Origin of the sequence: Paramixta manurensis (genome assembly GCF_013285385.1) — a bacterium.
GTDB lineage: Bacteria > Pseudomonadota > Gammaproteobacteria > Enterobacterales > Enterobacteriaceae > Paramixta > Paramixta manurensis.
The window spans coordinates 1,127,931-1,152,851 of the sequence record NZ_CP054212.1; the positions used below are offsets into that span (position 1 = coordinate 1,127,931).

Annotated in this window: 24 protein-coding genes; 17 read left to right on the top strand and 7 right to left on the bottom strand. The window is 54.3% G+C overall.

Annotated features, from left to right (window positions below; all coding sequences use genetic code 11):
- Positions 1 to 141 precede the first annotated feature (141 nt).
- From PMPD1_RS05460 to PMPD1_RS05475, 4 genes are all read right to left on the bottom strand, one after another.
- Complete coding sequence (locus tag PMPD1_RS05460; RefSeq protein ID WP_173633081.1) at positions 142 to 1,656, bottom strand: DHA2 family efflux MFS transporter permease subunit; 1,515 nt, start codon at positions 1,654 to 1,656, stop codon at positions 142 to 144.
- 204 nt (positions 1,657 to 1,860) lie between these two features.
- Positions 1,861 to 2,700, bottom strand: coding sequence for a DeoR/GlpR family DNA-binding transcription regulator (locus tag PMPD1_RS05465; protein ID WP_354292790.1), 840 nt, complete (start codon positions 2,698 to 2,700; stop codon positions 1,861 to 1,863).
- A gap of 207 nt (positions 2,701 to 2,907) precedes the next feature.
- Complete coding sequence (locus tag PMPD1_RS05470) at positions 2,908 to 4,413, bottom strand: FGGY-family carbohydrate kinase (protein ID WP_173633082.1); 1,506 nt, start codon at positions 4,411 to 4,413, stop codon at positions 2,908 to 2,910.
- A gap of 22 nt (positions 4,414 to 4,435) precedes the next feature.
- Positions 4,436 to 5,236: a BtpA/SgcQ family protein gene (locus tag PMPD1_RS05475; protein WP_173633083.1), complete on the bottom strand. Its 801-nt coding sequence runs from the start codon at positions 5,234 to 5,236 to the stop codon at positions 4,436 to 4,438.
- Between the two features lie 175 nt (positions 5,237 to 5,411).
- Between PMPD1_RS05475 and PMPD1_RS05480 the strand changes: the two genes are divergently transcribed.
- From PMPD1_RS05480 to PMPD1_RS05500, 5 genes are all read left to right on the top strand, one after another.
- Positions 5,412 to 6,212 carry an SDR family NAD(P)-dependent oxidoreductase gene (locus PMPD1_RS05480; protein ID WP_173633084.1) on the top strand — a complete coding sequence of 267 codons (801 nt, stop codon included), beginning with the start codon at positions 5,412 to 5,414 and terminating at the stop codon, positions 6,210 to 6,212.
- 91 nt (positions 6,213 to 6,303) lie between these two features.
- A complete protein-coding gene (locus tag PMPD1_RS05485) occupies positions 6,304 to 7,428 on the top strand; it encodes an ABC transporter ATP-binding protein (protein WP_173633085.1) in 1,125 nt (374 codons plus the stop codon).
- An 11-nt stretch (positions 7,429 to 7,439) separates the two neighbouring features.
- Complete coding sequence (locus tag PMPD1_RS05490) at positions 7,440 to 8,240, top strand: carbohydrate ABC transporter permease (RefSeq protein ID WP_354292792.1); 801 nt, start codon at positions 7,440 to 7,442, stop codon at positions 8,238 to 8,240.
- Between the two features lie 62 nt (positions 8,241 to 8,302).
- Positions 8,303 to 9,577, top strand: coding sequence for an ABC transporter substrate-binding protein (locus PMPD1_RS05495; protein ID WP_173633086.1), 1,275 nt, complete (start codon positions 8,303 to 8,305; stop codon positions 9,575 to 9,577).
- A 3-nt stretch (positions 9,578 to 9,580) separates the two neighbouring features.
- The gene (locus tag PMPD1_RS05500; RefSeq protein ID WP_354292794.1) at positions 9,581 to 10,507 is read left to right on the top strand and encodes a carbohydrate ABC transporter permease; all 927 of its coding nucleotides are present in this window, start codon (positions 9,581 to 9,583) and stop codon (positions 10,505 to 10,507) included.
- A 7-nt stretch (positions 10,508 to 10,514) separates the two neighbouring features.
- On the opposite strand, the gene PMPD1_RS05505 is transcribed toward PMPD1_RS05500, so the two are convergent.
- Positions 10,515 to 11,411 carry a GntR family transcriptional regulator gene (locus tag PMPD1_RS05505; protein WP_173633087.1) on the bottom strand — a complete coding sequence of 299 codons (897 nt, stop codon included), beginning with the start codon at positions 11,409 to 11,411 and terminating at the stop codon, positions 10,515 to 10,517.
- Between the two features lie 189 nt (positions 11,412 to 11,600).
- On the opposite strand from PMPD1_RS05505, the gene PMPD1_RS05510 reads away from it, so the two are divergent.
- The 7 genes from PMPD1_RS05510 to PMPD1_RS05540 are packed head-to-tail and all read left to right on the top strand — an operon-like array spanning position 11,601 to position 18,290.
- Complete coding sequence (locus PMPD1_RS05510; protein WP_173633088.1) at positions 11,601 to 12,416, top strand: ABC transporter substrate-binding protein; 816 nt, start codon at positions 11,601 to 11,603, stop codon at positions 12,414 to 12,416.
- A gap of 30 nt (positions 12,417 to 12,446) precedes the next feature.
- Positions 12,447 to 13,172, top strand: coding sequence for an amino acid ABC transporter permease (locus tag PMPD1_RS05515; protein ID WP_173633089.1), 726 nt, complete (start codon positions 12,447 to 12,449; stop codon positions 13,170 to 13,172).
- Complete coding sequence (locus PMPD1_RS05520; RefSeq protein WP_173633090.1) at positions 13,169 to 13,915, top strand: amino acid ABC transporter ATP-binding protein; 747 nt, start codon at positions 13,169 to 13,171, stop codon at positions 13,913 to 13,915. The genes PMPD1_RS05515 and PMPD1_RS05520 overlap by 4 nt, the downstream gene beginning before the upstream one ends.
- A 13-nt stretch (positions 13,916 to 13,928) precedes the next feature.
- Complete coding sequence (locus PMPD1_RS05525) at positions 13,929 to 15,104, top strand: M20 family metallopeptidase (RefSeq protein ID WP_173633091.1); 1,176 nt, start codon at positions 13,929 to 13,931, stop codon at positions 15,102 to 15,104.
- Entirely contained in the window at positions 15,101 to 16,204 is a 1,104-nt protein-coding gene (locus tag PMPD1_RS05530; protein WP_173633092.1) for a mandelate racemase/muconate lactonizing enzyme family protein, read from the top strand. The genes PMPD1_RS05525 and PMPD1_RS05530 overlap by 4 nt, the downstream gene beginning before the upstream one ends.
- Entirely contained in the window at positions 16,188 to 17,357 is a 1,170-nt protein-coding gene (locus tag PMPD1_RS05535) for a M24 family metallopeptidase (RefSeq protein WP_173633093.1), read from the top strand. The genes PMPD1_RS05530 and PMPD1_RS05535 overlap by 17 nt, the downstream gene beginning before the upstream one ends.
- 9 nt (positions 17,358 to 17,366) lie before the next feature.
- The gene (locus PMPD1_RS05540) at positions 17,367 to 18,290 is read left to right on the top strand and encodes a dihydrodipicolinate synthase family protein (RefSeq protein ID WP_173633094.1); all 924 of its coding nucleotides are present in this window, start codon (positions 17,367 to 17,369) and stop codon (positions 18,288 to 18,290) included.
- Here the strand turns inward: PMPD1_RS05540 and PMPD1_RS05545 are convergent.
- Positions 18,274 to 19,383: a glutamine amidotransferase-related protein gene (locus PMPD1_RS05545; protein WP_173633095.1), complete on the bottom strand. Its 1,110-nt coding sequence runs from the start codon at positions 19,381 to 19,383 to the stop codon at positions 18,274 to 18,276. The two genes, PMPD1_RS05540 and PMPD1_RS05545, sit on opposite strands and share 17 nt — an antisense overlap.
- A 77-nt stretch (positions 19,384 to 19,460) precedes the next feature.
- Between PMPD1_RS05545 and PMPD1_RS05550 the strand changes: the two genes are divergently transcribed.
- Positions 19,461 to 20,669, top strand: a complete 1,209-nt coding sequence (locus PMPD1_RS05550) for a pyridoxal phosphate-dependent aminotransferase (RefSeq protein ID WP_173633096.1) — start codon at positions 19,461 to 19,463, stop codon at positions 20,667 to 20,669.
- 76 nt (positions 20,670 to 20,745) lie between these two features.
- Here PMPD1_RS05550 and PMPD1_RS05555 read toward each other — a convergent pair whose 3' ends face one another.
- Positions 20,746 to 21,570: a helix-turn-helix transcriptional regulator gene (locus PMPD1_RS05555; RefSeq protein ID WP_173633097.1), complete on the bottom strand. Its 825-nt coding sequence runs from the start codon at positions 21,568 to 21,570 to the stop codon at positions 20,746 to 20,748.
- A gap of 359 nt (positions 21,571 to 21,929) precedes the next feature.
- Between PMPD1_RS05555 and srlA the strand changes: the two genes are divergently transcribed.
- Genes srlA through PMPD1_RS05575 form a run of 4 tightly spaced genes read left to right on the top strand, consistent with a single transcriptional unit; the run spans position 21,930 to position 24,889 of the window.
- Complete coding sequence (gene srlA / locus PMPD1_RS05560) at positions 21,930 to 22,448, top strand: PTS glucitol/sorbitol transporter subunit IIC (protein ID WP_173633098.1); 519 nt, start codon at positions 21,930 to 21,932, stop codon at positions 22,446 to 22,448.
- Positions 22,449 to 22,464: 16 nt separating this feature from the next.
- A complete protein-coding gene (locus PMPD1_RS05565; protein WP_173633099.1) occupies positions 22,465 to 22,842 on the top strand; it encodes a PTS glucitol/sorbitol transporter subunit IIA in 378 nt (125 codons plus the stop codon).
- Positions 22,843 to 22,852: 10 nt separating this feature from the next.
- Positions 22,853 to 23,863: a PTS glucitol/sorbitol transporter subunit IIB gene (gene srlE, locus PMPD1_RS05570; RefSeq protein WP_173633100.1), complete on the top strand. Its 1,011-nt coding sequence runs from the start codon at positions 22,853 to 22,855 to the stop codon at positions 23,861 to 23,863.
- Positions 23,864 to 23,872: 9 nt separating this feature from the next.
- Positions 23,873 to 24,889 (top strand): Gfo/Idh/MocA family protein, encoded by a 1,017-nt coding sequence (locus PMPD1_RS05575; protein WP_173633101.1) that lies wholly within the window; start codon positions 23,873 to 23,875, stop codon positions 24,887 to 24,889.
- The last annotated feature ends 32 nt before the right edge of the window (positions 24,890 to 24,921 follow it).

The window sequence follows — 24,921 nt, forward strand, 5'->3', positions numbered from 1 at the left end:
CCGCAACATTAGCTAACACCAGGGAAATTTGTACAGATGCCACAGTTTCTGTGGCTATCTTTCTATTGTACCACCAGATATCCTTTAACGACACTTCAAATCTTCGTTTCCAACGCGTTTTCACAGACGAAACCCCCGTAGCTAGAGTGATCTTTTCGGTACACGCATCAGAAATAATAGCGGCATCGCGATTACGGTGAGCAAAAACATCATCCAAAAATCATCAATATAGCCAATCATTGAGGCTTGATGCGTGATCATATCATCGAGCGCCGCCAACCCTGATTGCGTGTGCAAATCGTAGATAGAGGCCACCGTACTGTCACGCCAGGCGGAATTATACGGCGTGACGTTTTCAACCAAGCCGGAATGCACCACTTGTGTATTGCGCACCAGCAATGTCTGAACCAGCGAGATACCGATACTACTGCCGATATTACGTATCAGGCTGTAAATAGCGGTGCCTTCCGCCCGCATTTCCGGCGGCAGGGTGGCAAAGGTTGCGGTACTCAGCGGGACGAAAATCAGCCCCAACCCGACGCCTTGAATAAAGCCGGGCCAGACAATATCGGATTCACTCAGGATGATGGTGTATTGGCTCATTTGCCATAGCGAAAAGGCGGCGATACTAAAGCCGACAAACAGCAACAGACGAATATCGACCCGCGTGACCAGGCGGCCAACCAATAGCATGGCTAACATGGTACCGGCGCCGCTGGGCGCGGTAACCAAACCGGCGGTAGCGACCGGGTAGTCCATCAGGTTTTGCAACATCGGCGGAATTAATGCACGCGTGGCGTACAGCAGTAACCCAATCACAAAGATCAGCAGTAGCCCGGTTGAGTAGTGGTGATTTTTCAGCAGACGGAAATTGAAAAAGGACTCTTCCGGCGGCGTCAGTAACGTGTGGACGATAAAATAAGAAAAGCTGATGACCATTACCGCTGCTTCGATACGGGTTTCAATCGATGAAAACCAATCGTTTTGTTCTCCACGGTCTAACAATAATTGCAGCGCGCCAATCGCAATGCTGAGCGTGGCAAAACCGAACATATCGAACTTTCTGGCGCCCTTTGAAGGCAGCGTTTTAATGTAGGTCCATACGCCATACATCGCCAACATGCCGATCGGGACATTGATAAAAAAGACCCAGCGCCAACTGTAGCTATCGGTCAGCCAGCCGCCAAGCGTCGGCCCGAGAATGGGGCCGACCATCACGCCCATGCCCCAAATGGCCATCGCCGAGCCCTGTTTGTCACGGGTATTAATGTCTAACAAAATGGTTTGTGATAATGGCACCAGCGCCGCGCCGGAAATCCCCTGTAACACGCGTGCGAGGACGATTTCCGGCAAACTTACCGCCACGCCGCACAGGCAGGAGGCGAGAGTGAAGCCAAGAATCGAGACCAGCAGCACGTTCTTTTTACCAAAACGATCGCAAAGCCAGCCGTTAAGCGGTGTCGCAATGGCCGCTGCAACAATGTAGGAGGTTAAAACCCACGTGATTTGATCCTGCGAGGCGGAGAGCGCGCCTTGCATATGCGGCAACGCCACATTGGCGATGGTGCTATCCAGGGTTTGCATGATGGTCGCTAACATGATTGAGAGGGTAATCATGCCGCGATACGGCGTTGGTTGCTGTTCTGAATTGTTCATTATCGAGAGATGGTTTTCCTGCCCTGAAGCCCGCAAAGCCTGTAGAAAAGTCCACAGGATAAAATATAGTAACCAAGAAAATAATTAGCTGGTTATCAATTAGCGCGAGAAGTATAACCCGCGCTGGCGGCAAGAAATGTGATGCGGTCAAAATCCAGAGCATCGGTTTGGTTATTGGGCGGAAAGTTAGCCGCCCGCACAGGGTTATTCGGGGGCAGGGGCGATCACTAGTTGAACGTTAGCCACATCAAGCGCGGTGGCGAGAGCGGGCGGCGGCTGTTGGTCGGTAATCAGCATATCGACATCCTGTAGATGTGCGATATGCACCAGCGACATATGTTGGAACTTCGCCGCATCACACAACACCACTTTGTACCCGGAGCGGCGTAAATAGACGCGTTTCATCTCCGCCTCGTCCAGGGCGCTATCATACAGCCCGGCACCGGTAATGCCGGAGACGCTAATAAAGGCGACATCGAACCACAGTTGTTCAAATTGCGCGATGGCCGAAGGCCCCACTATCGCCATCTCATCTTCCCGCATCAAGCCGCCTGCCAGATAGACGTCGGGCAACACCGGGTTTCGGCCTAATGCATGCGCGGCGCGAACATTGTTGGTGAAAATTTTCATGCGGCTGCAGCCGGCCAAACGCTCCGCCAGCATCAGCATGGTGGTGCCAATATCCAGCGCGACAGTGTTATAGCGTGCGGCAACCGCCGCCGCCGCCGTGACAATCCGCGTTTTCGCTTCGGCACGTTGTTTCAAACGTTCTTCAAACAGCGCCGGTTCGTTATCCATCACGGGCTGACTATCATTTTTCGGCAATACGGCGCCGCCGTGTACCCGCAGCAGGCGACCATCTGCTTCCAGCTCAACTAAATCTCGCCGCACTGTCATCTCAGATACGCCCAGCGCGCTGGAAATGTCGCTAACGGTAATGCTACCGTTTTCTACCAATGCGCTGAGGATATGATTTTTCCTCTCCTGTGGAAGGTAGCGCGCACGGCTCAAGCCGCTTTTCCCCTGTGGTTCATTCAGTGCCACGACAATCCGCCTCTTGATGACTCATCTGTTCGATTAAAATGCGTGGCAAAGCAAGGTGAATGCCGCGATCGGAACGGATAATTCTATGTGATATGAACATTATATGGAACTAAGAGTGTTTGCTTTTGTTTGATTTGGATTAAGAAATGATCGCTGAACCAAAGAAGGGCCGGCCAGAGTGGCCGGGTGTGTTTAGTGTGATGCTGGTCACTCAGGGTGTGTCAATGGCTTATTGCGTTCGTACAACGCGCGAAACAGTAGATAGCCCTGACGGTAAACCTCAACGTTGGCCGGTTGAGGAGCGATCGTTTCGCCGAAACGGACAAAGGCGCTGGCGCCATTCCAGTCATCGCTGGCACCGACACCGATGGCTGCCGTCCAGGCCGCGCCGAGGCAGGAACCGGGATGTCCCTCCAGGCGTTGCACTGGCGCGCCCAGCACATCGGCGACAATTTGCATCCACAGGCGGCTGCCGGAACCCCCGTCGGAGACGATAAAACGCTGAGTGGGGTAACCAATATCACGTAGTGTCTCAATATGGTGAAAAATGGCGTAAGCGTAGGCTTCCAACAATGCGCGCCAGACATGTCCGGCATCGTGTGACAAGGTTAAGCCGAAAAATACGCCGCGCGCGCGCGGATCGTGCAACGGGGTTTTTTCCCCGAGAAAATAGGGGAGACACAGCAACCCTTCCGATCCGGGCGGACGTTTCGCCGCCAGGGTGTCGAGATATTGATGTAACGAGAGACCCTGTTGCATAGCCTGCGGTTGATGCTGACCGGCAAAGTTGTCGATAAACCAGTTCAGCCCTGACCCGCCAGTCGACATGCACCCATTCGGCATATAGAGGTCTGGAATGAGGTGATAATCCAGATACAGTCGCGGGTCGGGACGCGCTGAGGCGCTCACCGTCAGCACATCGACCGAGCCACCAAATTTCAACAGAATATCGCCGGGCGCAATCACTCCCGCACCCAGCGCGGAAGCGATCATATCGGCGGCGCCGCCAATTACCGGCGTTCCGATAGCCAGACCGGTATGATGTGCGGCTTGTGCGTGCACGCGGCCAATAACCTGATGAGAGTGCGCAAGCGGTGGAACGCTGCGGCGCGGCAGATGGGCAAAACTAACCAGTTGATCGTCAATTTGGTTGGTTTTAACGTTAACAAACCCGGCTTCCAGCGCTTGGTTCTGTTCAATACGTTTCTCGCCGGTCAGCTTCCAGTTGATATAATCATAGGAACCAAACACCGTAGCAATGCGTGAAAATACCTCGGGCTCATGTTGCTCGAGCCAGCGTATTTTGGCGCCGACCAATTGCTGATTAATCCCATTGCCCGCCTGTTGGATAAAATCATCACCCGGCATTTCAGCGCGCATCTGCTCCACTTGTTGCCCGCAACGTCCATCACTCTGTTGAATGCAGGGGCGTAATAACTGCCCGTTTTCATCCAACAGCACAATCGCCGGCAGCATACCGGTTACGCCAACCCCGACAATCTCGCTGGGATCAATGGCGCTCTCAGCCAGTAACGCTTGGCTAATTTCCCCTACGTTTTGCCACCACTGCTCGGGTGACTCTTCCGTCCAGCCCGGACGTGGAGAGGAGAGCGTCACGGGGCGAGAAACCAGCCCCAAAACCTGATTTGGCAAGCGGATCAGGATGCCAATAGTCGATGTGGTACCGATATCAATGCCCAGTAAACAGCTCATACTATCCCCTGAACTTTTTTGATTAACGCTGACGTTCAACGACATCCATAAAACGTTTCACACGGTCACCATCCACGGCATTCCAGGTATTGCCATCCACTTTAAAGTGGGTGCCGATGATCACACCGCTCGCCATTTGCAGAATATCGCTAACATTATCAATGTTGGTGCCGGTATTGGCGAATACCGGGACATCTTGCAGCGTTTCACACACTTTGCGCAGGTTGGATTGATCGGCGGGTTCGCCGGTGATGGGGCCAGAAACCAGTATTGCATCCGCCATTGAAGAGAACACTGCGCTGCGCGCGCGTAGCTCAATCGGCCGGTTATCAAGAGAGTGCGCGAATTCCGCGTTGATGTTAAATAACAGTTTCATATCATCACGCCCCAGATTATGGCGCAAACGTGAAGCGGTCGCGCAGTCGGGTGCCCATACGCCCATATCGGAGGCAAATACCCCGGTAAAGATTTCACGCACGAAGCTGGCGCCGGTGGTTGCGCCAATCGCGACGCTGGCTTTGGGATCCCACAGATAATTAACGCCAAACGGCACTTTAAGTATCGGTTTAACCGCCTGTACGACGGCGCTCATCGCCGCGACGCCCTCTAATGAGGCGCTAAATACGTAGGGTCGATCATTCTCGTTGCCGAACATAATCGCATCAACGCCGCCCGCCTGTAGTTTCTCTACATCACTCACTACGTCATCGATCAATTTATTCAGGCCGCCATCGGCATGGTAGAGCGGGGTTCCGGGCAAGGCTCCAATATGCGCCATTGCGATCACTGCTTTTTTCTTATTACCGAAAAAATCGAAAATCATAGTTTACTCCAGACGATGGGTGGGGAACGGGAACGTTCGTTTACAGTATCAAAGCAAACAAAAACGAACAATGTGAACACATAATACGAACTTTAATGTTTTAATCAAATTAATTTTGTTTTGATTTGTTTGTTTTAATAGTGTAATAAATAAGCATAACTAAGAGGAGAGAGCGATGAGTAACCCGTTATTTGTGCCTGCCATCTATCCCGGACTTAAAGGAAAAACCGCGATTGTCACCGGCGGCGCGACCGGCATTGGCCTGGCGATTTCCCGTGCTTTGTTAGCGCAAGGAATGCAGGTAGCGCTCGGCGATATCAACCTGGAGGCGGCGCAAAATGCTGCGCAGGCGCTGGGTGAAGCGTGCTTTGCATTTGGTGTTGATGTGCGTTCCCGTTCATCAGTCATTGACGGTTTTGCCCGCGTTGAGCGGGAGTTGGGCGGTTACCAACTGCTGATCGCCAACGCCGGGGTTTCTACCATGCAACGGGCGCTTGAGATCACCGATGAGGAGTGGGACTTCAATTTCGATGTCAACATTCGCGGCATCTTTCTGACTAATCAAATCGCGGCGCGCAAATTCGTTGAGCAGAAGCAGGGCGTAATCGTCAACACCGCCTCGCTGGCGGCAAAAGTGGGCGCGCCGCTATTGGCGCACTACTCCGCCAGCAAATTCGCCGTATTGGGCTGGACCCAGGCGTTGGCCCGCGAGCTCGCTGCCGAGGGCATTCGGGTTAACGCGGTATGTCCGGGGTTTGTCAAAACCGGGATGCAAAGCCGGGAGGTCGAGTGGGAGGCTTCTTTGCGTGGGGTTTCCGCCGAACAGGTCATTCAGGATTACATCAACCAAACGCCGCTCGGACGTCTTGAGACGCCGGAGGATGTTGCCGATGTAGTGGCGTTTTTAAGTTCAGATTCTGCCCGTTTTATGACCGGCCAAGGCATAAATGTTACCGGCGGCGTCTATACCGGGTAAACGCACAATTACAAACAACATCGCTCGCGGCCGGAGATCCGGCAAGCGTTTCCGCTGCGATTCCTGAAAGGTGTCACAAGGGTAAATAAGTATGGCGTCGATTGAGTTACAGAGCGTGTCGAAAACCTACAACCAGGGCCAGTACAGCGTTCGTGATGTGAATTTAAGCATACCCGACGGCGAGTTCGTGATCTTCCTCGGCCCTTCCGGCTGTGGGAAATCCACGACCTTACGAATGATCGCCGGTCTGGAAAGTATCAGTGAAGGCACGCTACTGATCGACGGTAAGAATATGAACAATGTGGCACCGCGCGATCGCAATATTGCCGTGGTGTTTCAAAGCTACGCGCTTTATCCGCATATGACAGTGGCGGAAAATATGGCCTTCGGCCTGAAAATGCGTGGTACCGATAAAGCTATTATTGAGAAAAAAATAGCGGAAAGCGCGGCCCTGCTAGGGCTTGATAAGTTGCTGAACCGCAAACCAGCGATGCTCTCCGGCGGTCAGCGTCAGCGCGTTGCGCTGGGGCGCGCCATTGTGCGGGAGCCGCAAGCCTTTTTGCTGGATGAACCCTTATCAAATCTCGACGCACAACTGCGCGCAGAAATGCGTCGGGAACTGATTAAGCTGCACCAGCGCCTGGGAAAAACCATGATTTATGTCACGCACGATCAGGTGGAAGCGATGACGATGGCCGATCGCATTTGCATTATGCGTGATGGGCATTTAATTCAAACCGGTGCGCCACTGGAGGTATATGAAAACCCGGCGAATACCTTCGTCGCTAAGTTTCTTTCTTCACCGCCAATCAATCTGTTGGCTTGTCGTGTCATTAAGGGTGAGAACGGCCTGTGGTTGCAGTTGGAAGGCGGACCGGCTTTACGGATCGCCGAGACCGCTCAGGCGGATTACGCGCATCTGGCTGGGCAAGCAACAGTATTAGGGATCCGCCCCGAAGATTTTCATGCGCAGCAACAACAACCGGATTGGCAGCCGGTCACGCTGGATGTCACTTCCGTTGAGTCGTTGGGCGCGGAAAATATCGTCAGCGGTACTCTCGATACGCTACCGATCATCGTCCGACTGGATCAACATACGCGTCCGCGCGTGGGTGACACCATGACGGTGTTTATGGACCCAACGCCATTACATCTGTTCGATCCGGTATCCGGGGATGTGGTTCCACGGCGATCGCGTCGCTCTCCTAATGCGTGAGGAGCTGAAACATGTTGCGAAAAATAGGGTTACATTGCGGTCTGATCATTGCCTGTATTGTGGTGGTGTTACCCATTCTCTGGGTGGTTCGCACCAGTCTGGTACCGGAATCAATGGCGTACAGCAGCGCGGTGTTTCCTGGCTTTTCTGGCGAAAACTTTACCGGTTTGTTGGGGGAAAATAACTTCCTCACGCATTACGGCAACAGTTTGATTGTCTCTTTTTGTTCGGTATTACTGGCCATGCCCTTTGCCGCCGCCACAGGTTACGCGTTCGCTCGCTTTAAAACTGGCGGTAAAACGGCACGCTTTATTATGTTGGCAACGCAGATGCTGCCCGCGGTCGCGCTAGTCCTTCCGGCTTTCGCGGTACTGCGCGGAATGGGGCTAACCAACTCCTTAATTGGGCTAACGCTGGTGTATGCCGCGCTGAATCTACCGTTTCTTACCTGGATTCTGATGGGGTTCTTTGAAGGAATACCGGTCGACCTGGAATGGGCGGCCATGACCGATGGCACTACGGCGTGGGGCGCATTCTGGTATGTGGTGTTGCCAGTCTCCTTACCCGGTCTGGCTGCGGCTGGCGTATTGGGTTTTATCCTGTCATGGAATGAGTTCTTGTTCGCCGTGGTTCTGAGTGGGCCGCAAACCGCCACCATTCCGGTGGCACTCGCCGCGTTGCAGACCTCTAATGGTGTGCAAATCGGTAAAGTTTCGGCGGGTATTGTTTTGGCGATCTTGCCGCTCATCATCGCTTCGCATTTTATCCAGCGCTATATCGTCAAGGGGCTGACCTTTGGCGGCGTGAAATAACCCTCAGTTGTTTTGTAACGGTCGCCGTTAGCATTCCGGCATATTTATACCAGGAGTGAATTATGTTTACCAAGAAAAAAACAGCTTTGTTAACCGGGATAATATTGGCAGGATTTTGCTCAATGGCACAGGCGAAAGAGGTGGTGCTGCGGGCGCTAATGGAAGACGTACCCGAAACGAAAATCATTGAAAAGATGCTGCCTGAATTTGAACAGCAGCACCATATTAAGGTTGAATTTGAAAAAATAGGCTATGGCGATATGCATGACAAATTGGTGCCGCAGCTTATTTCACCGCAAAGTTATTACAACCTACTGGAGGTGGATTTCCTGTGGGCCGGTGAATTTTCCCGTGCCAATTGGTTAACCGACTTAACGCCGGAAGTGAAAAAATCCGGCTTCGATATGTCTGCCTTTATTCCCTCTACCGTCTCGCTGCTCAATAGCGATCCGAAAAAGATCGAGCTCATCCCAATGTATAACTATTCGATGGGGATGATTTACCGTACCGATATGCTGAACGATAAAGATTTGCAGGCTAAATATCAGGCGGCGTTCAATAAGCCATTACAGTTGCCGAAAACGCTAGATGACTATGTGGCGCTAACCAAGTTTATCAAACAGCAAACCGGTAAAGCCGGTGCCGCCATGCAGGGCCAGCGCGGCGATCCGAACAGCATGGAGTTTTCCAACTATCTGTTTAGCGCCGGCGGCAGCTACCTTGATGAAAATAAAAAGGTGGTGCTGAATAACGCGGCAGGTAAAAAAGCCATGACGTTGTATGTTGACGCCATTCAGCATGGCGCACAGACCGGCGCATTATCAGCGACTCTGGACGATACCATCCGCTTGATGTGTAGCGGGCAGGCGTTCAGCATGGTTTCTTACTGGTGGATGTTGCCACAGCTCGACAACCAAAAAGCCTGTCCGGCGGTGGCGGGCAAGCTCGCGTTGACAACTATGCCTGGCGGTCACGGTGAGAGCGGCGGTTGGGGCTGGGGGATTCCGGCCAATAGTAGCGATGAGGAGAAAGCCGCTTCCTGGACCTTTATTCAATGGGTGCAGAGTAAACAAGTCAGCATTGCCCGTGCGCTGGAGGGCCATGCGCCAGTACGTAGCGATGTGTATAAGGACGCTAAAGTATTGGCGAAGTATCCCTACTATGCCGACGCGGAAAAGATCGTCGCGTCTGGAAAATCCTTCCCGATTTTTGCTTACTCCGCCAAGTATGAAGATGTGCTGGGTTCGCAATTATCGCAGTTGGCGGGCGGTTCCGGTTCGGTCGATAGCGCATTAGAGAAGTCTGCCGATCAACTTGATTCGCTAATGAAGAAATAACGCATGCTGATGAGCAAATCATTACGTTCTACTGACACCACAGGCCGCGCCGGACGTTTCTCCGGCGTTGACCGCTTTCGCGTGACCGGCTGGGCATTTGCCGCGCCGGGTCTGACGGCGCTGGCGATTGTGCTGGGGTTCCCGATTGTGTATGCCGTGGTACTGGCATTTTCATCCTACACGCTGCTGATGCCAGCGCTGGCGCCGTTTACCGGGCTGGACAATTTTATCTCGGTGCTCAGCGACGATGCATTCTGGTCTGCGGCCTGGTTGACCATCCGCTATTCGGTGCTGACAGTGGCGGGCGAATTTATTATTGGGCTCGGCATTGCGTTAATGCTTAACCGGGTGGTGAAGATGCGGCCGATCTATTTTGCGCTGCTCACTATTCCAATGGCGATGTCGCCGGTTAGCGTGGCCTTGATTTGGCGGATGTTACTGCAACCTAACTTAGGCATCGTGAATCATCTGTTGCAAAGCGTCGGTATTCCGGGCATCGATTGGTTAGGTAGCCCGGAGATGGCGTTTTGGAGTATGGCCTGTATTGATGTTTGGCAGCAGGTTTCCTTCGTGGTGCTCATTTTGGCGGCGGGTTTGGCGGCGTTGCCGAAAGAGCCTTATGAAGCGGCGGAGATCGATGGTGCGCGTGGTTGGCAGCAATTCTGGTATATCACGTTGCCGATGTTGCGCCCGGTGGCGGCGATTGCAGTAGTGATTCAGCTGATTAACGAACTGAGAACCTACGATTTGCCCTACATTCTCACGCGTGGCGGGCCGGGGTCGGCAACCGAAGTGTTGAGTTTCTTCGCTTATCGGCGCGCTTTTCTTGGCTTGTCGCTCAATGAAGGCGCCGCCGCCGCGTTAATGCTGCTGTTGATCGTACTGGCGATGACGGTGGTATTTTTTACCCTGCTGGAAAGACGCCGTTAGCAACGTTTTACGTCTTATCGACCTGTGCGGAAACCTGCTCCCAGGCGGACTGTAGATGCTGGCGCATTAATTGCGCCGCCTTTTCAGGCTGTTGTTCCCGCACTGCATCAATAATCGCGACATGTTCTTCACACCACTCCTTTACCCGCCGCTTATTTTGGTAGCTGCCGAATTCGAGCAGCCGACGCAGGCGGTTTTGCTGCTGGATGGCTTGCAAGACAAAGGGGTTGCCGCTGGCTTCCGCCAGCATTTCGTGAAACGCGGCATCGGTTTCAAAAATCTGCCGTGGCGGCACTTGGGTAATATCCGGGTGGGTGATTAACCACAAATGCTGCGCTCGCATCCGTTTGAGCGCCTGACGGTCGGGGCGGAAGTGGAGGGAAAGGAGGGCCGCCGGTTCGATCATCAAACGGAAACCATAGCCGTTGCGTAACGCGATGTTGGTATCCAACGTTTGTAAAAAACGCCAACCATGCCCGGCATTGCGGGCTATCAGCCCATCTTCCGCCAGTTTTAACAGCGTGCGCGAAAGCACGCCGCGATCCGCCTCATAGCGCTGGGCTATCTCGGTTTGGGTAAAGGACTCTGGCAGCGCGCCAGCCAGCCGGTCACGTACCAGAGATTCATACAGCGCCTGGTCATTACTTTTCGGCTGTTCAATCGCCAGCGACTGGAGTTCTTCGGCGCTTTTCAGCAAGAAAAAGCCTTGGTTCGGGCGTGCTTCAACCGCGCCGAGACGCGTCAATTCCTTTAGCCCGGCCCGCACAGGCGTACGGGAAACGCCGAGGGCATTGGCCAGTTGTTGCTCGCGTAAATGATGACCTGGATCGAATCTTGCTTCATATATCAGGTCAAGTATTTGCTGGGCTAATCGGCGACTACTGGCGGAAGAAGCAGACTGCATGGTGGTCGTTCCCTTTTGTGCATTATTGTGTTCGAAATATACAATATCACAGGTGATCGGACGCACGAAATAGAGCAAATTATGCACTATTTTTGCGCATTAATGCACCATTCAGGCGCAGTTTTGCTATAAGTTGAATTGTATTATTTGACTCATAAAATCCAATAAAATTTCAACCAGGAGACGAGTATGTCCAGACACCACCAGATGTTTTGCCGCGCCATCGGGCTGATGCTGACCCTCGGCGCTGGCCTGCCGTTCACCAGTCTGGCCGCGATGGACAGCGTCACGCCGGGCAAACTGACCTATGGCACCGCCGCCACTTTTATGCCGTTTGAATTCGTCAAAAACGGGCAACTGACCGGTTTTGATATCGATCTGATCGGCGCGTTGACTAAACACCTCAACCTGACGCCAGCGCCGATGCAGATGGAATTTAAAGGGCTAATCCCCGCCCTACAGGGCAAGCGTCTCGACATGATTAACTCGGCGATGTACGTCAATCCCACGCGTGCGGAGCAGGTTGATTTTGTGCCGTATCTGAAAATAGGTAGCCGCGTGGTGGTGCGTAAAGGCAATCAGGCCGGGCTAACCGGGCGCGACCTCTCCCTGTGCGGCAAAAATATCGCCGTCACCCTCGGCGGGATCGAAGAGAGCCAGGCGCGTGCGGATAACAAGAAGTGTCTGGCTGCCAGTAAACCGGCAATTAATGTCATGACTTTCCCGGCGGCGACCGATTCCGCCGTAGCGGTAGCGCAAGGGCGTGCCGATGCTGAGTATCTTTCCACGCCGGGTACCGTGGCGCTGTTCAGTGAAAAACCGGGGCTCTTTGAAGCGGTAGGGCCTGAATTTGAAGCCGATACCCATATTGCTTTCGCTATCCGTAAAGGCGATAGCGAAACGCGGGCGCAATTAGAGAAAGGGTTACAGGCGTTAGTGAAGGATGGAACCTATAAACAACTGATTAAAAAATGGAATTTCCCGGACTCCGTCGCCATTTTCTAATCTGCTTTCAGCGATTAACCGGAGAATGCTATGTCGATAGAACTCATGTGGCAGTACGTCCTCTCGCCCGAGTTTATGCAGGGCGCGTGGATGACACTGCTCATTACTCTCTGCTCGCTGCTATGCGGGGTGGTGCTGGGATTGCTACTGGCGTTGCTACAAGAGGCGCCATTGCGTGTCGGAAAGGGCATCGCCTGGTTCTACCTGTGGCTGTTCCGTGGTACGCCGGTCCTGTTTCAAATCATCTTTGTCTACAACGTATTGCCGGGATTCGGCATCCGTTTCTCGGCATTTACTTGCGCGGTATTGGCGCTCTCGCTGAATGAAGGCGCTTATATGGCGGAGATTTTGCGCTCCGGCCTACAGGCGGTGAAAAGCGGGCAACGTACCGCAGGTATGGCGCTGGGGATGACCCAATCGCAGATCATGCGCAAGATTGTGTTGCCGCAAGCCGCGCGTATTGTGCTACCGCCGATGGGTAACCAAATGATCAGCATGCTGAAATCAAGCGCATTGGTCTCAGTGATTGCGGTACAGGAACTGTTGTTGATCGCCAACCAAACCGCCAGCGCCAGCTTCCGTTACTTCGAAGCGCTGTGTGCCGCCGGTATCTACTATCTGTTGCTCACCAGCCTCTTTATGGTCTTTCAGTCATGGCTAGAGCGTTCGCTTGATCCTAAACAACGACGACGTAAAGGGCAAAAAAGCCGCTCGCGCCAGCTCAAATTGTCGGGTGAGGCGAGGGAGGTGTCATGAATCAGAACGTGAAACCGCTACTGGAGTTGGTGGGAATTGATAAGGCCTTTGGTCGTCAGAAGGTGCTGAAAAACTGTTCGCTGAGTGTGCGTCGCGGTGAAACAGTGGTGCTGATTGGGCCGTCCGGTTCCGGTAAATCCACGCTGTTACGCTGCGTCAATATGCTCTCACCGGCCGACAGCGGTGACGTGTTCTTTGCCCGTCAGAATCTGAGCCGGGGAGAAATCGCACCGCATCAACTGCGCCAGCGCATCGGCATGGTGTTCCAAAATTACGAACTCTTTTCCCATCTGACCGCCGCCGAAAACATCATGTTAGCGCCAATGACTGTACTGGGCGTGAACCGGATTGATGCGCGTAAACAGGCGGAAGCGTTATTGGCGAAAGTGCGAATACATGAACGCGCCGACCACTTTCCCGATGAGCTTTCCGGCGGGCAGCAGCAACGCGTCGCCATCGCCCGCGCATTGGCGATGAAGCCGGAACTGATGCTGTATGACGAGCCAACTTCTGCGCTCGATCCGGAAATGATCCGTGAGGTGCTGGATGTGATGGCAGAACTGAGCGCCGAAGGAATGACCAGCATGGTCGTGACCCATGAAATGGGGTTCGCCCGCCGTGCCGCCAACGAAATCCTGTTTATGGAAGAGGGGGAAATTCTGGAGCGCGCCAACGCCAGCGCTTTCTTTTCCGGGCAGGTCAGTGAGCGCGCGAAACGTTTCCTCGATCAAATTTTACATTAACCAGGGTGTTTGTATGACCACTTATCAGGTTGACAGCGTGCGCATGAAACAACAACTGGCCGAGCTGGTGGCGATTAATACCGAAAACCCGCCGGGACAGGAGCGGGAAGCCGCGCAGTGCGTGGCGCGCTGGCTGACGGAGGCGGGGTTTGATCTCGCTTTCAGCGAATATGCCGCCGGACGCACCAATGTGATTGCGGTACTCCGCAATGGTGCCGGTCCCTGCTTTGCGTTTAATACCCATTTGGATACCGTGCCTGCCGGTACGGGTTGGCGTACCGATCCGTTTATTCTGACCGAAAGCGAAGGGCGTCTTTATGGGCGTGGCGCCTGTGATGCGAAAGGTCCGCTGGTGGCGATGGTCGAGGCGTTGCGTCTACTGGCGCAACATCCACAGCATTGGTCCGGCACGTTGATGGGCGTGTTTACCGCCGATGAAGAGGTGGCCAGCGAAGGCGCTAAGTTTTATGTGCGCGATGCACCGCCGACGATTGATTTCGCCGTCATCGGCGAACCGACTTCGAATGCGACTTTCTCGGCGCATAAAGGCAGCCTGCGTCCCCGCGTGCGGGTTAAAGGCGTGACCGCCCATTCAGGTACGCCTGAACTGGGAATTAATGCCATCTATCAGGCGGCGCGGCTACTTGGGTTGGTGGAGCAGGCTCATCACCAACAGGTGCGCTGTCGCTGTCATCCGTTGGTGGGAAACGCCAGCTTAACCGTGACGCGCATTCAGGGCGGTCATGCCGACAATGTGGTGCCGGATAATTGTGAGTTACTGCTCGATCGCCGTCTGGTACCGGGCGAGCAAGAAGCGACGGTCAAAGCAGAACTGGAACAGTTACTGGCACAGGCACAGGCGCAATCCGGCGTTGAGGCGGAAATTATTGCCTGGCAGCCAACCACCGGCGGCGCCACCGAAACCGAGGGGGCCGAAGCGATTGTCCAGGCGGGGCTGGCGGCCTGCCGACGCCACGGTCAGCCGGAAGCGGGGCCGTTTGGTTTCCAGGGCGGTTGCGATTTAGTGCATTTCCGCGCGTTGGGCGCCAAAGGGGTGGTGATTGGTCCTGGATCGCTGGCGGTGGCGCATAAACCAGACGAGTTTGTGCCGCTGGCGGAGTTTATTGCCGCTGCATCTATCTATCTTGAGATTGCGCAGGCGATGTTACCGCCGAAGGAGAGACCGTGAGGGTTCGACTCTGGCGCGGCGCGCTGCATTATCAGGGCGTGACGTTGCATACCGCGGCCTCCGGGGCGATTAACGCGCTGGATTGCCTGTGGCTAACGCTTGATGTCGATGGCATTCGGGCGGTCGGCGAAGTCCGCCTCAATATTCGCTACCTGCATGGCTATAGCGAACAGCAGGTGGTGAATAATGTGCGGCACTATTTGGCCCGCCACAACTGGAACGTTGATTTACGTGACCAGTTAGCAGCGGTACATGCGCCGGGCAGCGAATTACTGGCGCCGGGGCGCATGCTGGTGGATATGGCGCTGCATGATCTGCTGGCGCGGCGGGCGGGACAAAGCCTCGCCGCCTGGTTGGGCGCACCCAATACGCCAGCCGCTGTGGCAACCAACCAGACACTATTTTGGAGCAGTGAAGCGCAGATGTTGGAACAGGCGCAGCACTATGTTGAACGTGGTTTTACCCAGCTTAAGTTGCGAACCGGCGTGGCGGATTTTGCCACCGATCTGGCGCGTCTGCGCGCGCTGCGTCAACGCTTTGGCGAGACAATTTCGTTGGCGATAGATGTGAATGGGCAGTGGTCGCTGGCGCAGGCGCGAGAATATTTGCCGCCGCTACGCGAACTGTCGCTTAGCTACGTTGAACAACCGCTGGCACCAGTCGATGACCAGTATATCGCATCGCTAACCGAGTATGGCACGCCGCTGATGCTGGACGAAAGCCTGAACAGTGAAGCTGCTATTGCGCGCCTTGCCGCTGGCGGCGGCGCCGTATGGGGCCATCTTAAACTGGTCAAACTGGGCGGTATCGCCCCCACGCTGACGGCGGCAAGGCTGCTTCAGCAGGCCGGGGTGCCATTCATGATTGGTCAAATGAATGAGGGGCACGCGGCTACCGCAGCGGCGTTACAACTGTGCCGCGCACTGAGACCGACCTTTGCCGAACTCTACGGTGCCGATGGTTTAACTGACGATCCGGTCAGTGGATTGTGCTATGACCACGGCCACGTCAGCCTTTCCGATTCCCCCGGCCTGGGCGTGCATTTCGATGCCGCGCGCGCCGATTTTCTTCAGGAGCTTAGTCATGCCACAACCGATTAATGTTATTCAGGGCAGTGAATCAGCATTTCCGGCGTCAGAGTACGCCGCGCGGATCCAGCGTACCCGTCAACGCCTGAACGAGGCCGGAATTGAGGTGATGATTGTGACCGGGCCGGAAAATATTTTCTGGCTAACCGGCCAACAAACGCCGGGCTACTACACCTTCCAGGCGCTGTTGTTACCGGTCGAAGGCGAGCCGGTATTTGTCATCCGCCAATTAGAGTATTTCAACTTTATCGCCAACACCTTTATCGCCGATGCGGCGGTTTACCAGGATGGCGATAATCCGATCGATTTCCTGTTTAACCAATTGCAACAGCATCACTGGCTGGCTAAGCGTATCGGAATTGATAAACGCGGTTGGTTTTTACCGATTGCCGTGTATGAGGCGTTACAGCAACGGTTGGGTCAGGTGGCCGATGCGGCAGGTATTATTGAACCTCTGCGAGCGGTGAAATCGGCGGCGGAACTGGAGAAGATCGCCATTGCCGCACGCTATGTCGATGCCGGAATGAATGCCGGCATTGCCGCGATTCGCGCCGGTAGCAATGAAAATGCGCTGGTTGCGGCAATGATGGGCGCGGCGATAGCTGCCGGATCGGAGTATGTCGGCATGGAGCCGCTGGTCTCCAGCGGGCCGCGTAGTGGGATCCCGCACGGTACTTGGCGGCGGCGAACGCTTGGTGCGGATGAACCGGTGTTTCTGGAGATGGCTGCCGCGCACGATCGTTATCATGCGGCGTTAATGCGGTCCGCTTGGTTAGGCCGTCCACCCGCCATTGCCCTGGAGATGGAGAACGTGTGCCAGGAGGCGCTACAGGCGGCGCTTGATGCTATCCGCCCGGGCGCCACCTGTGAAGCGCCGCACCTGGCGTGTCAAAACGTCATCGATCGCGCTGGTTTCACTGAACATTTCAAAAAACGCACCGGTTATTCGATTGGCGTCGCCTTCGCGCCAGACTGGGGCGAAGGGGCGGTATTAAGTTTATACCACGGTGTGACGACCGAATTGCAGCCCGGCATGACCTTCCACATCCCACCGGCTTTACGTATCTACGGTGAATTTACCGTTGGCGTCAGCGAAACCGTGGTGGTGACCGAAAGAGGTTATCGCGCGTTGGGGACGCTGGCTCGCCCTCTAACCTTATTGTAAGGAGCGATCATGAAAGACATTAACGAAAGTCGTGAACGGCTACGCGGGATCTTCAATATCACCGTGACGCCATTTGATGCGCGGGGAAACATCGATTTTGTTGCGCTACGCGAGAACATCGAACGGGTCATCGGCTTAGGGTATGACGGTATTTTGATTGGCGGTACCTATGGCGAGTTTCCGGTGATGACGCTGGCGGAGCGGCGCGAACTTTTCACCGAGGTGATGGCGTGCGTCGGTGATCGGGTACCGGTGATGCTGTGCAGCGCCGGCTCCGATCCGCGTGATGTGCGTGAGTTAACCACATTGGCGGGCGATCTTGGCGGCCTGCCAATGGTGACGCCGCCGTTTGTCAGTGAGATTACCGATGCGCAGATCGTCGCCTTTTTCCGCGCCATCGCGCCGCTGTCGAAAACCGGCATTCTAATTTATAACGCGCCAGGCATCGGAATTACCCTCTCACCCGCGCAGTTGGAACAGTTGGCGGAAATTCCGGGCGTGGTTGGCATTAAACAGGGCGATCTTAATCCGACCGCCATCGATCAGATCGCCAATCGCCTGCGCGGGCGTCTGCGCCTGTTCTGCGCCTCCGATCTGGCTTTTCTTGGCCCGATGATGTGTGGTTTTGATGGGATTAGCACCACCAACAGCGGGGCGTTGCCGGAACTGATTTTGGCAACTTTCCGCGCGATGGAGCAGGGCGATGCGCTCACGGCGAGTGCACTGCATCAATTGTGGTACGACTATCGCGCACTGGCGCGCCAGCACGGTCAGCCGCAGTTAGTCAAAGCGGCGATGGCGCTCCGCGGTTTCAAGGGTGGCGCGGTGCGAGAACCGCTGCAGCCGGTATCGACAGAGGCGCTGGCGGCATTAAACGACGTTATGCGCCAACTGGCCAGCGATCGGCGCAGTGGCGTTACTCTGGTCGGCTAAGCGCGGCGCGCAGTAAGGCGAGCAGTAAAGTGGGCGGCGTGCTGGCAGAGGAGAGTAATTCCGGATGCCCTTGTACGCCGTGCCAAAACGGATGTGTCGGCAGTGAGATCGCATCGACAATAAATCCGGTTGCGGCGCTAACCATTACGCCGCTCGCCGCCAGTTGTGGCAGGAGTGCCGGGTTAAAATGGTAACGATGATTGTAGTGCATCAGGCTGGTTGTGCCCGGCAGCGCCGCGTTTGCCCGGAAGGGCAATAGACCGCAGCGATGGCGGGCATCGGCAAAGGGGATAAAGCTGTGTAGAGCGGCGGCGGGTGCGACTTCTGCCAACATGGCGTGCTGATAACCTGCCGAGCGCTGTACTGCGGCGGTCGCCATACTCTGCATGCCAAGGCATAGCCCCAGGGTAGGTAATCCACTGGTGAAGGTGGCGGCAGCGATGCGAATTTGCCCGGCGACTGCCGCCATTGAGGCACCGCCGGGCAGGAGTACCGCATCCAGAGGGCGTAATTCCGCCAGGTCGGCGGAGAGCGTGGCAGGCGGCAAAAAATGGATTGTCAGCCCGCTATTTATTTGCCCGGCAGCATCACCGAGAGCCGCCAGGATAGCGGGATAAACCGCCCGTTGGTCAGCTTCGCGCGCCACCAGGCCGAGATGAATTTGTCGTGCCGGTGCGATCGGTGCCGGGCGCGTTGTTGACCAGCGACCAAATGCATCTGAAGAGAGCTGTAATAACGGTTGTTGTTGGTGGTCCAGCAGCGTTAGAAACTCGCCCTGGCTCAAGCCGGTTAGCCTGGCGCCAGCAAAGGCGGCGATACGCTGAGCATCACGCGCGGCAAGTACCACCACCGCGTCGCGGCTGGGCAAACGAGCGGGGTCACTGATCTCGTGTACCAATGTTTCGCTGCGGTACAGCCCGCTGGTTACGCAATAGCCGGCAGCAATAACGTGCTGATGGCTATCCGGGTAATCACCGGAAAAGTCGGGGCGCAGGCTCCACAACGGCACGCGGCGTTGATTAGCCCAGTGGCTGGCAGTGATACCAAAGCGTGCCGGTTCGGCGGCATCGTCAAGGATAAAAGTGAGTGACATGGCAATTCTCCGGCAGCAAAAGGGAAAGGCTTAGCTGGGATTGTATTAGTTGAACCATTCAATACAAAAGAGGATTTATGAATAACAGCATGATCGCGCGACGAATGCAGCGTGTACGGCCTTCGCCAACGGCCACCATCTCTGATCGGGTACGTGAACTGGAGTCCGCCGGTAAGGGGGTGATCAATTTAGGGGAGGGAGAGTTGGACTTTGCCACGCCTGAACGGATCGGCTATGCCGGTATTGAAGCGATTATTCATCACCAAACTAAATACACCGCCGTGTCGGGTACCGCAGAGCTGAAAGCGGCCATCGCGCATAAGTTCGTGCGTGATAATGGTCTGCATTTTTCTGCGCAACAGATCATTGCCGGTAACGGTGCCAAGCAGCTTATTTTTAACGCGCTAATGGCGACAGTTGATGCGGGGCAACAAGTGATTATCCCCGCGCCGTATTGGGTTTCTTATCCTGATATGGTGACGTTGGCAGAAGGGGAGCCGGTGATCGTCGCCACCGAAGAGCAGCACGGTTGGAAGCTACAACCGGCGCAATTGGCGGCGGCGCTAACGCCGGAGTCACGCTGGCTGATTCTCAACTCGCCCGGCAATCCCACCGGCGCCGTGTATCGCGCGCGGGAGTTGGCCGCCCTCGCGGAAGTGCTCGTTGACCATCCGCAAGTATTGATTATGTCGGACGATATTTATGAGCCGCTGCGCTATGGGCAAACGCCGTTTGCCACCTTTGCCGAAGTGGCCCCACAGTTAGCTGATCGCGTTCTCACGGTGAACGGCGTATCAAAAAGTCACGCCATGACCGGCTGGCGCTTGGGTTATGCGGCTGGCCCACGATGGCTTATTGCCGCCATGCAGACGTTGCAGTCGCAAAGTACCTCTAATCCGGGCTCGATTTCACAAGCGGCAGCGGTGGTGGCGCTCACTCAGCCGCAGGATTTTTTCACCGAGTGGTTAGACAAACTGAATCAGCGTCGTCAACGTGTACTGGATATGGTGGCGGCGACCGATGGCCTGAGCGCCCAAATACCGGAAGGCGCATTTTACATTTTTGCGAATTGTCAGCAGCTAATCGGACGTACCACACCGCAAGGCAAACCATTGGCAGACGATAAAGCGCTGGCCGAGTGGTTACTGGCGGAAGCGCAGGTTGCGGTGCTACACGGTTCCGCCTTCGGCACGCCGGGTTATTTACGTATCGCCTATGCAGTAGATGACACATTGCTGGACGAGGCATGTCGGCGTTTGCAGGCCGCCTGTGGGCGATTAGGTTGATATTTTCTTGCGCTGAAACGCTGAAACGCTGAAACGCTGAAACGCTGAAGCGCTGAAGCGGGCCGGGGCGGGCCGCTTAGCCGAATTTCTGCCGGATAAGCGCCCGAATGCGTTCGACAAGGCAGGGATCGATGGGGTTATACACCATCATCGACAGATCCGGACGCCCCTCAACGGCAAAGGTGGAATACTCCAACGCCAGTTCGCCAAGCACCGGATGCTTCAGCCGTTTAACGCCTTCTCCGAAGTTGCGGACATCGTTATCGCGCCACATGGAGAAGAACTCCGGGCTGGCCTGGCAAAGTTCTTCCACCAGCGCTTGCATGCGCTGTTCGGCACCGGCGCGCGCCGCATCGGCTCTAAAGACCGCCACCACATAACGCGCAATGCTCTCCCAGTCATACTGAGCCGCCCGGACGCGGGGGTTGAGAAACATCATCCGCAAGACGTTACGATCCTCCGGCGGCAGCGTATTGTAGTCGGACAGTACCGTCGCGGCGGCGCGGTTCCAGGCCACAATATCCCAGGTGGGGGTTTTGATCATCGCCGGGCTGGTTCCCAGCGCGTCCAATACGCGTTGCAGGCGGGGCGTAATGCCACTGACCGGCTGATAGCGAATTTCCGGTGAACGCCCCAGCCCAAGAATAAACAGATGCTCTCGCTCCGCCTCGGTTAACAGTAGCGCATGGGCAAGTCGCTCCAGAACTTGTGGCGAGGCGGCCCCGCCGCGCCCCTGTTCGAGCCAGGTATACCAGGTTGCGCTGATATTCGCCCGCTGCGCCACCTCCTCACGTCTTAAGCCCGGCGTTCTTCTGCGTCCTGGCGGAATGCCTAATGCGGTTGGATCGAGCCGCAGTCGGCGGCCTTTGAGGAAGGAACCCAGGGAAACGCTGTCGGTCATGGTTCGTTATCCTGTTAACGGTTATACCACGATAATATTCATTATTTACCAGCATAATAAAACGCACCCACTACTCTACCTCGCGGCGGTTTATAAATGAAGATCTGTTTTCTGTCGGCCAGAGGAGAGAAGGTATTTTTATCGCATTGAATTTTTATTCATAACATTATGGATAATTATTTGTAGCGTGATGATGATCACGGTAGAGTGAGAAAACAATATGCTATTAAATATAATCGATTGCTTTTCGGGGATGAGTGCATGAAAAAATCAACGTAATCGTAGTGCCGGTTTAAGTTACGTAATAAAAATATTCACCCACACATTATGATGCATCTGCTGATAATAAGGGGCTGGTAATGATCGTTGAATTTGCTGAAGGCTTTATCCATCTATTTCAAAGTGCCGGGAAAATTTTTGCCGGGATGATTAGCAGTACCATCCCAATGTTAATTACGCTAATTCTGGCAGTGAACTTTATTATGAAAGTGATTGGTCAGAAAAAAATAGAGAAATTTGCCACCTTAATGGGGCGTTCTAAAATATTAACCTACGGTATTCTTCCGAGTTTTGCCTGGTTCTTTTTAAGCAGCCCAGGCGCGCTGACATTGGGCAAGTTTTTACCTGAACGATGTAAACCCGCGTATCAGGATGCATTGGGGAGCACTGCGCATCCCCTGACGTCACTGTTTCCTCATGTGGTGCCTTCCGAGTTATTCATTTGGCTTGGCGTGGCGGCTGGGTTGACCACGCTTAACCTACCGGTGGCGGATTTAGCGATTCGCTATATCGCTGCTGCGGTTTTGCTTGGCTTTATTCGTGGTTTTATCACTGAATTTATCTATACCCGCTTAGAAAACAAAGAGAATCAGTCTTAATTAAAAGGAAGGTCTTATGAGTGCTTTATTTTCAGCAACCCTCGCCGAAATGGGACGTTTAGTATTGGAGGGCCTTGATGAAAACATGCTGATTACATTCAATCGCGACGCACCAGAAGACTTTCTGGATTATGTGCTGCTGTTAGAGGAAATAGAGTACGCCAACGATCGGCAACCGATTAGCGGGAAAGATTATTTACAGCTCGGAACGGAAAATTATCTGATTACCGCCATCGGCGATGCCGCGTGGAGCAACCTGTGTCAGCTTGGTCACGCCACGCTGATATTCGATGGTGAAACAACGCCGCGTGGCTATGGCGCCATTCACCTGGAAAAAAAATCGCTACCCGAAAAATCCCGACTTTCGGGAAAAATGATAATTCATAAAATGTAGGGTCAATACTATGAATACTGTTGTGGTAAAAAAAGGTCACTCAGGTTTCGGCGATGATATGTATCTGGAAAGTGACAAAAATAAAGTCATTCTTTCCCTAACCGGTAAGGCGCTTGATCCGGTCGCGATTAAAATTGGTCGCGAACTGGGGATGCCAGTGGTGAATGGCTTCGACGCGATGCCTGCCGATGACAAAATTCTCTGCGTGGTCGTTAACTGCGGTGGTTCTCTACGTTGCGGTATTTATCCGCAGAAACGTATCAAAACCATCAATACGCTGCCGACCGGGGCGATGGGGCCATTGGCGGCGTATATTAAAGAAGATATTTACGTTTCCGATGTGGCGGAAGATAACGTGAGCGTGATCGAAACCCTTGATGGCGAACGCGCGACGGAGGTCGCCAGCACCCACTTGTCCGCAGAACATCGCCACGTCGACACTGAGCACCCGCAGGAGAAGGTTCAGTCGGCAAAAAGTAACGGCAATATCTGGTTAAACTCGATGACCGCCTTTGCCACCGTTATCGGGACTTATGTCAGTATGCTCTACGCTTCGGCGCGCGAAGCGGTTGAGATGTGTTTAAAGAATGTCATTCCTTTTATGGCGTTTATTTCGGTATTGATCGCCATCGTACAAGAAACCGCGGTCGGCAAAATGGCGGCGCATGCGCTTTCACCGCTGGCCGGTTCGTTGACGGGGCTGTTTCTCATCGCCATTATTTGCGGCCTACCTTTTTTATCACCGATTTTAGCGCCCGGAGCGGCAATAGCACAGGTCGTTGGCGTACTGGTCGGCACCATGATCGGCGCGGGTACCATTCCGGCGATTATGGCATTGCCCGCTCTGTTTGCCATCAACGTACAAGTCGGCGCTGACTTTATTCCGGTTGGGTTATCGATGCAGGAAGCCAAAGAAAAGACGGTCAGATTGGGGGTGCCCGCTTTTCTACTGTCGCGCATGTTTACCGCACCGTTGGCGGTAGCGCTCGGTTATCTGTTCTCATTCGGTCTGTTTAAATAAGGAATCGTCATGGAAAAGGTTAATGCGGCGGTGGTCGGCGTCGGAATTTATGGTAAGCATCATCTCAATGCCTATAGCTATAACCCAAAAGTTAATTTGTTAGCATTCTGCGAACGTAATAGTGAATTGCGCGAGAAAACCACGCGGGAAACGGGTCTGCCTGGCTACGCAACGCTGGATGAACTGTTTGCGCAGCACCCGATTGATATTGTGTCGATCGCCACGCCGGACCCCTGGCACTTCGAACCGACGGCGCAGGCCATCGCTGCCGGTAAACATGTATTGATTGAAAAACCGATGGCGACCAGCGTTGCCGAGTGTGAGGAGATTATTCGCCTGGCGGCGCGCGCCGGGGTTAAGGTGGGGATTGATTACCATAAACGCTGGGACGGGATGGCTCAGCATATTCATAATGAATTGAAAAAGCCTGAAACCGGGCAGGTATTACGCGGCTATATGAGTATGGATGATGTGATCGATGTGCCGCGTAACTGGTTAAAATGGGCCAATATAAGTTCACCGATCTATTTCCTCGGATCGCACTGCTTTGATCTGATCCGCTATTATATGAACGGCGCCAATGCGCTCACGGTATATGCCATCGGGCAGAAGAAGTTACTACAGGCGGAAGGGATTGATACTTGGGATACGATTCAGTGCTTTGTCACGTTTGATAATGGCGCGCAGTGGACGGTGGAAACCGGCTGGTGTTTACCCGATGCCTTTCCGAAAGCTAACGATGGCCGTAGTTTTGTGATCACCGAGAAAAAGTATTTCCGTGCCGATGCGCAATATCGCGGTTATGAGATATTTGGCGAAACCCGTAACGCGACGCCCAACTATAACTTTATCAATTATATTAATAATGTGGCCACGGGCTACGGTATTCAGCCAGTGAATGATTTTGTCGATCACGTACTGGACGATGTGCCGTTTCTCGCCACTGCGGAAGATGGATTGCAATCGGCGCGCATCTGCGAAGCTGTCCACCGTTCGCTGGAGTGTGGTCTGGCGGTTAATCTATAGCGAAAGCAGGCCGCATAGGATGGGGCAAGGTA

Bases quoted from the DNA above. Each gene is read 5' to 3' on its own strand.
- PMPD1_RS05460 (WP_173633081.1), bottom strand. From the start codon at position 1,656: ATGAACAATTCAGAACAGCAACCAACGCCGTATCGCGGCATGATTACC.
- PMPD1_RS05470 (WP_173633082.1), bottom strand. From the start codon at position 4,413: ATGAGCTGTTTACTGGGCATTGATATCGGTACCACATCGACTATTGGC.
- PMPD1_RS05475 (WP_173633083.1), bottom strand. From the start codon at position 5,236: ATGATTTTCGATTTTTTCGGTAATAAGAAAAAAGCAGTGATCGCAATG.
- PMPD1_RS05480 (WP_173633084.1), top strand. From the start codon at position 5,412: ATGAGTAACCCGTTATTTGTGCCTGCCATCTATCCCGGACTTAAAGGA.
- PMPD1_RS05485 (WP_173633085.1), top strand. From the start codon at position 6,304: ATGGCGTCGATTGAGTTACAGAGCGTGTCGAAAACCTACAACCAGGGC.
- PMPD1_RS05490 (WP_354292792.1), top strand. From the start codon at position 7,440: ATGTTGCGAAAAATAGGGTTACATTGCGGTCTGATCATTGCCTGTATT.
- PMPD1_RS05495 (WP_173633086.1), top strand. From the start codon at position 8,303: ATGTTTACCAAGAAAAAAACAGCTTTGTTAACCGGGATAATATTGGCA.
- PMPD1_RS05500 (WP_354292794.1), top strand. From the start codon at position 9,581: ATGCTGATGAGCAAATCATTACGTTCTACTGACACCACAGGCCGCGCC.
- PMPD1_RS05505 (WP_173633087.1), bottom strand. From the start codon at position 11,411: ATGCAGTCTGCTTCTTCCGCCAGTAGTCGCCGATTAGCCCAGCAAATA.
- PMPD1_RS05510 (WP_173633088.1), top strand. From the start codon at position 11,601: ATGTCCAGACACCACCAGATGTTTTGCCGCGCCATCGGGCTGATGCTG.
- PMPD1_RS05515 (WP_173633089.1), top strand. From the start codon at position 12,447: ATGTCGATAGAACTCATGTGGCAGTACGTCCTCTCGCCCGAGTTTATG.
- PMPD1_RS05520 (WP_173633090.1), top strand. From the start codon at position 13,169: ATGAATCAGAACGTGAAACCGCTACTGGAGTTGGTGGGAATTGATAAG.
- PMPD1_RS05525 (WP_173633091.1), top strand. From the start codon at position 13,929: ATGACCACTTATCAGGTTGACAGCGTGCGCATGAAACAACAACTGGCC.
- PMPD1_RS05535 (WP_173633093.1), top strand. From the start codon at position 16,188: ATGCCACAACCGATTAATGTTATTCAGGGCAGTGAATCAGCATTTCCG.
- PMPD1_RS05540 (WP_173633094.1), top strand. From the start codon at position 17,367: ATGAAAGACATTAACGAAAGTCGTGAACGGCTACGCGGGATCTTCAAT.
- PMPD1_RS05545 (WP_173633095.1), bottom strand. From the start codon at position 19,383: ATGTCACTCACTTTTATCCTTGACGATGCCGCCGAACCGGCACGCTTT.
- PMPD1_RS05550 (WP_173633096.1), top strand. From the start codon at position 19,461: ATGAATAACAGCATGATCGCGCGACGAATGCAGCGTGTACGGCCTTCG.
- PMPD1_RS05555 (WP_173633097.1), bottom strand. From the start codon at position 21,570: ATGACCGACAGCGTTTCCCTGGGTTCCTTCCTCAAAGGCCGCCGACTG.
- srlA (WP_173633098.1), top strand. From the start codon at position 21,930: ATGATCGTTGAATTTGCTGAAGGCTTTATCCATCTATTTCAAAGTGCC.
- PMPD1_RS05565 (WP_173633099.1), top strand. From the start codon at position 22,465: ATGAGTGCTTTATTTTCAGCAACCCTCGCCGAAATGGGACGTTTAGTA.
- srlE (WP_173633100.1), top strand. From the start codon at position 22,853: ATGAATACTGTTGTGGTAAAAAAAGGTCACTCAGGTTTCGGCGATGAT.
- PMPD1_RS05575 (WP_173633101.1), top strand. From the start codon at position 23,873: ATGGAAAAGGTTAATGCGGCGGTGGTCGGCGTCGGAATTTATGGTAAG.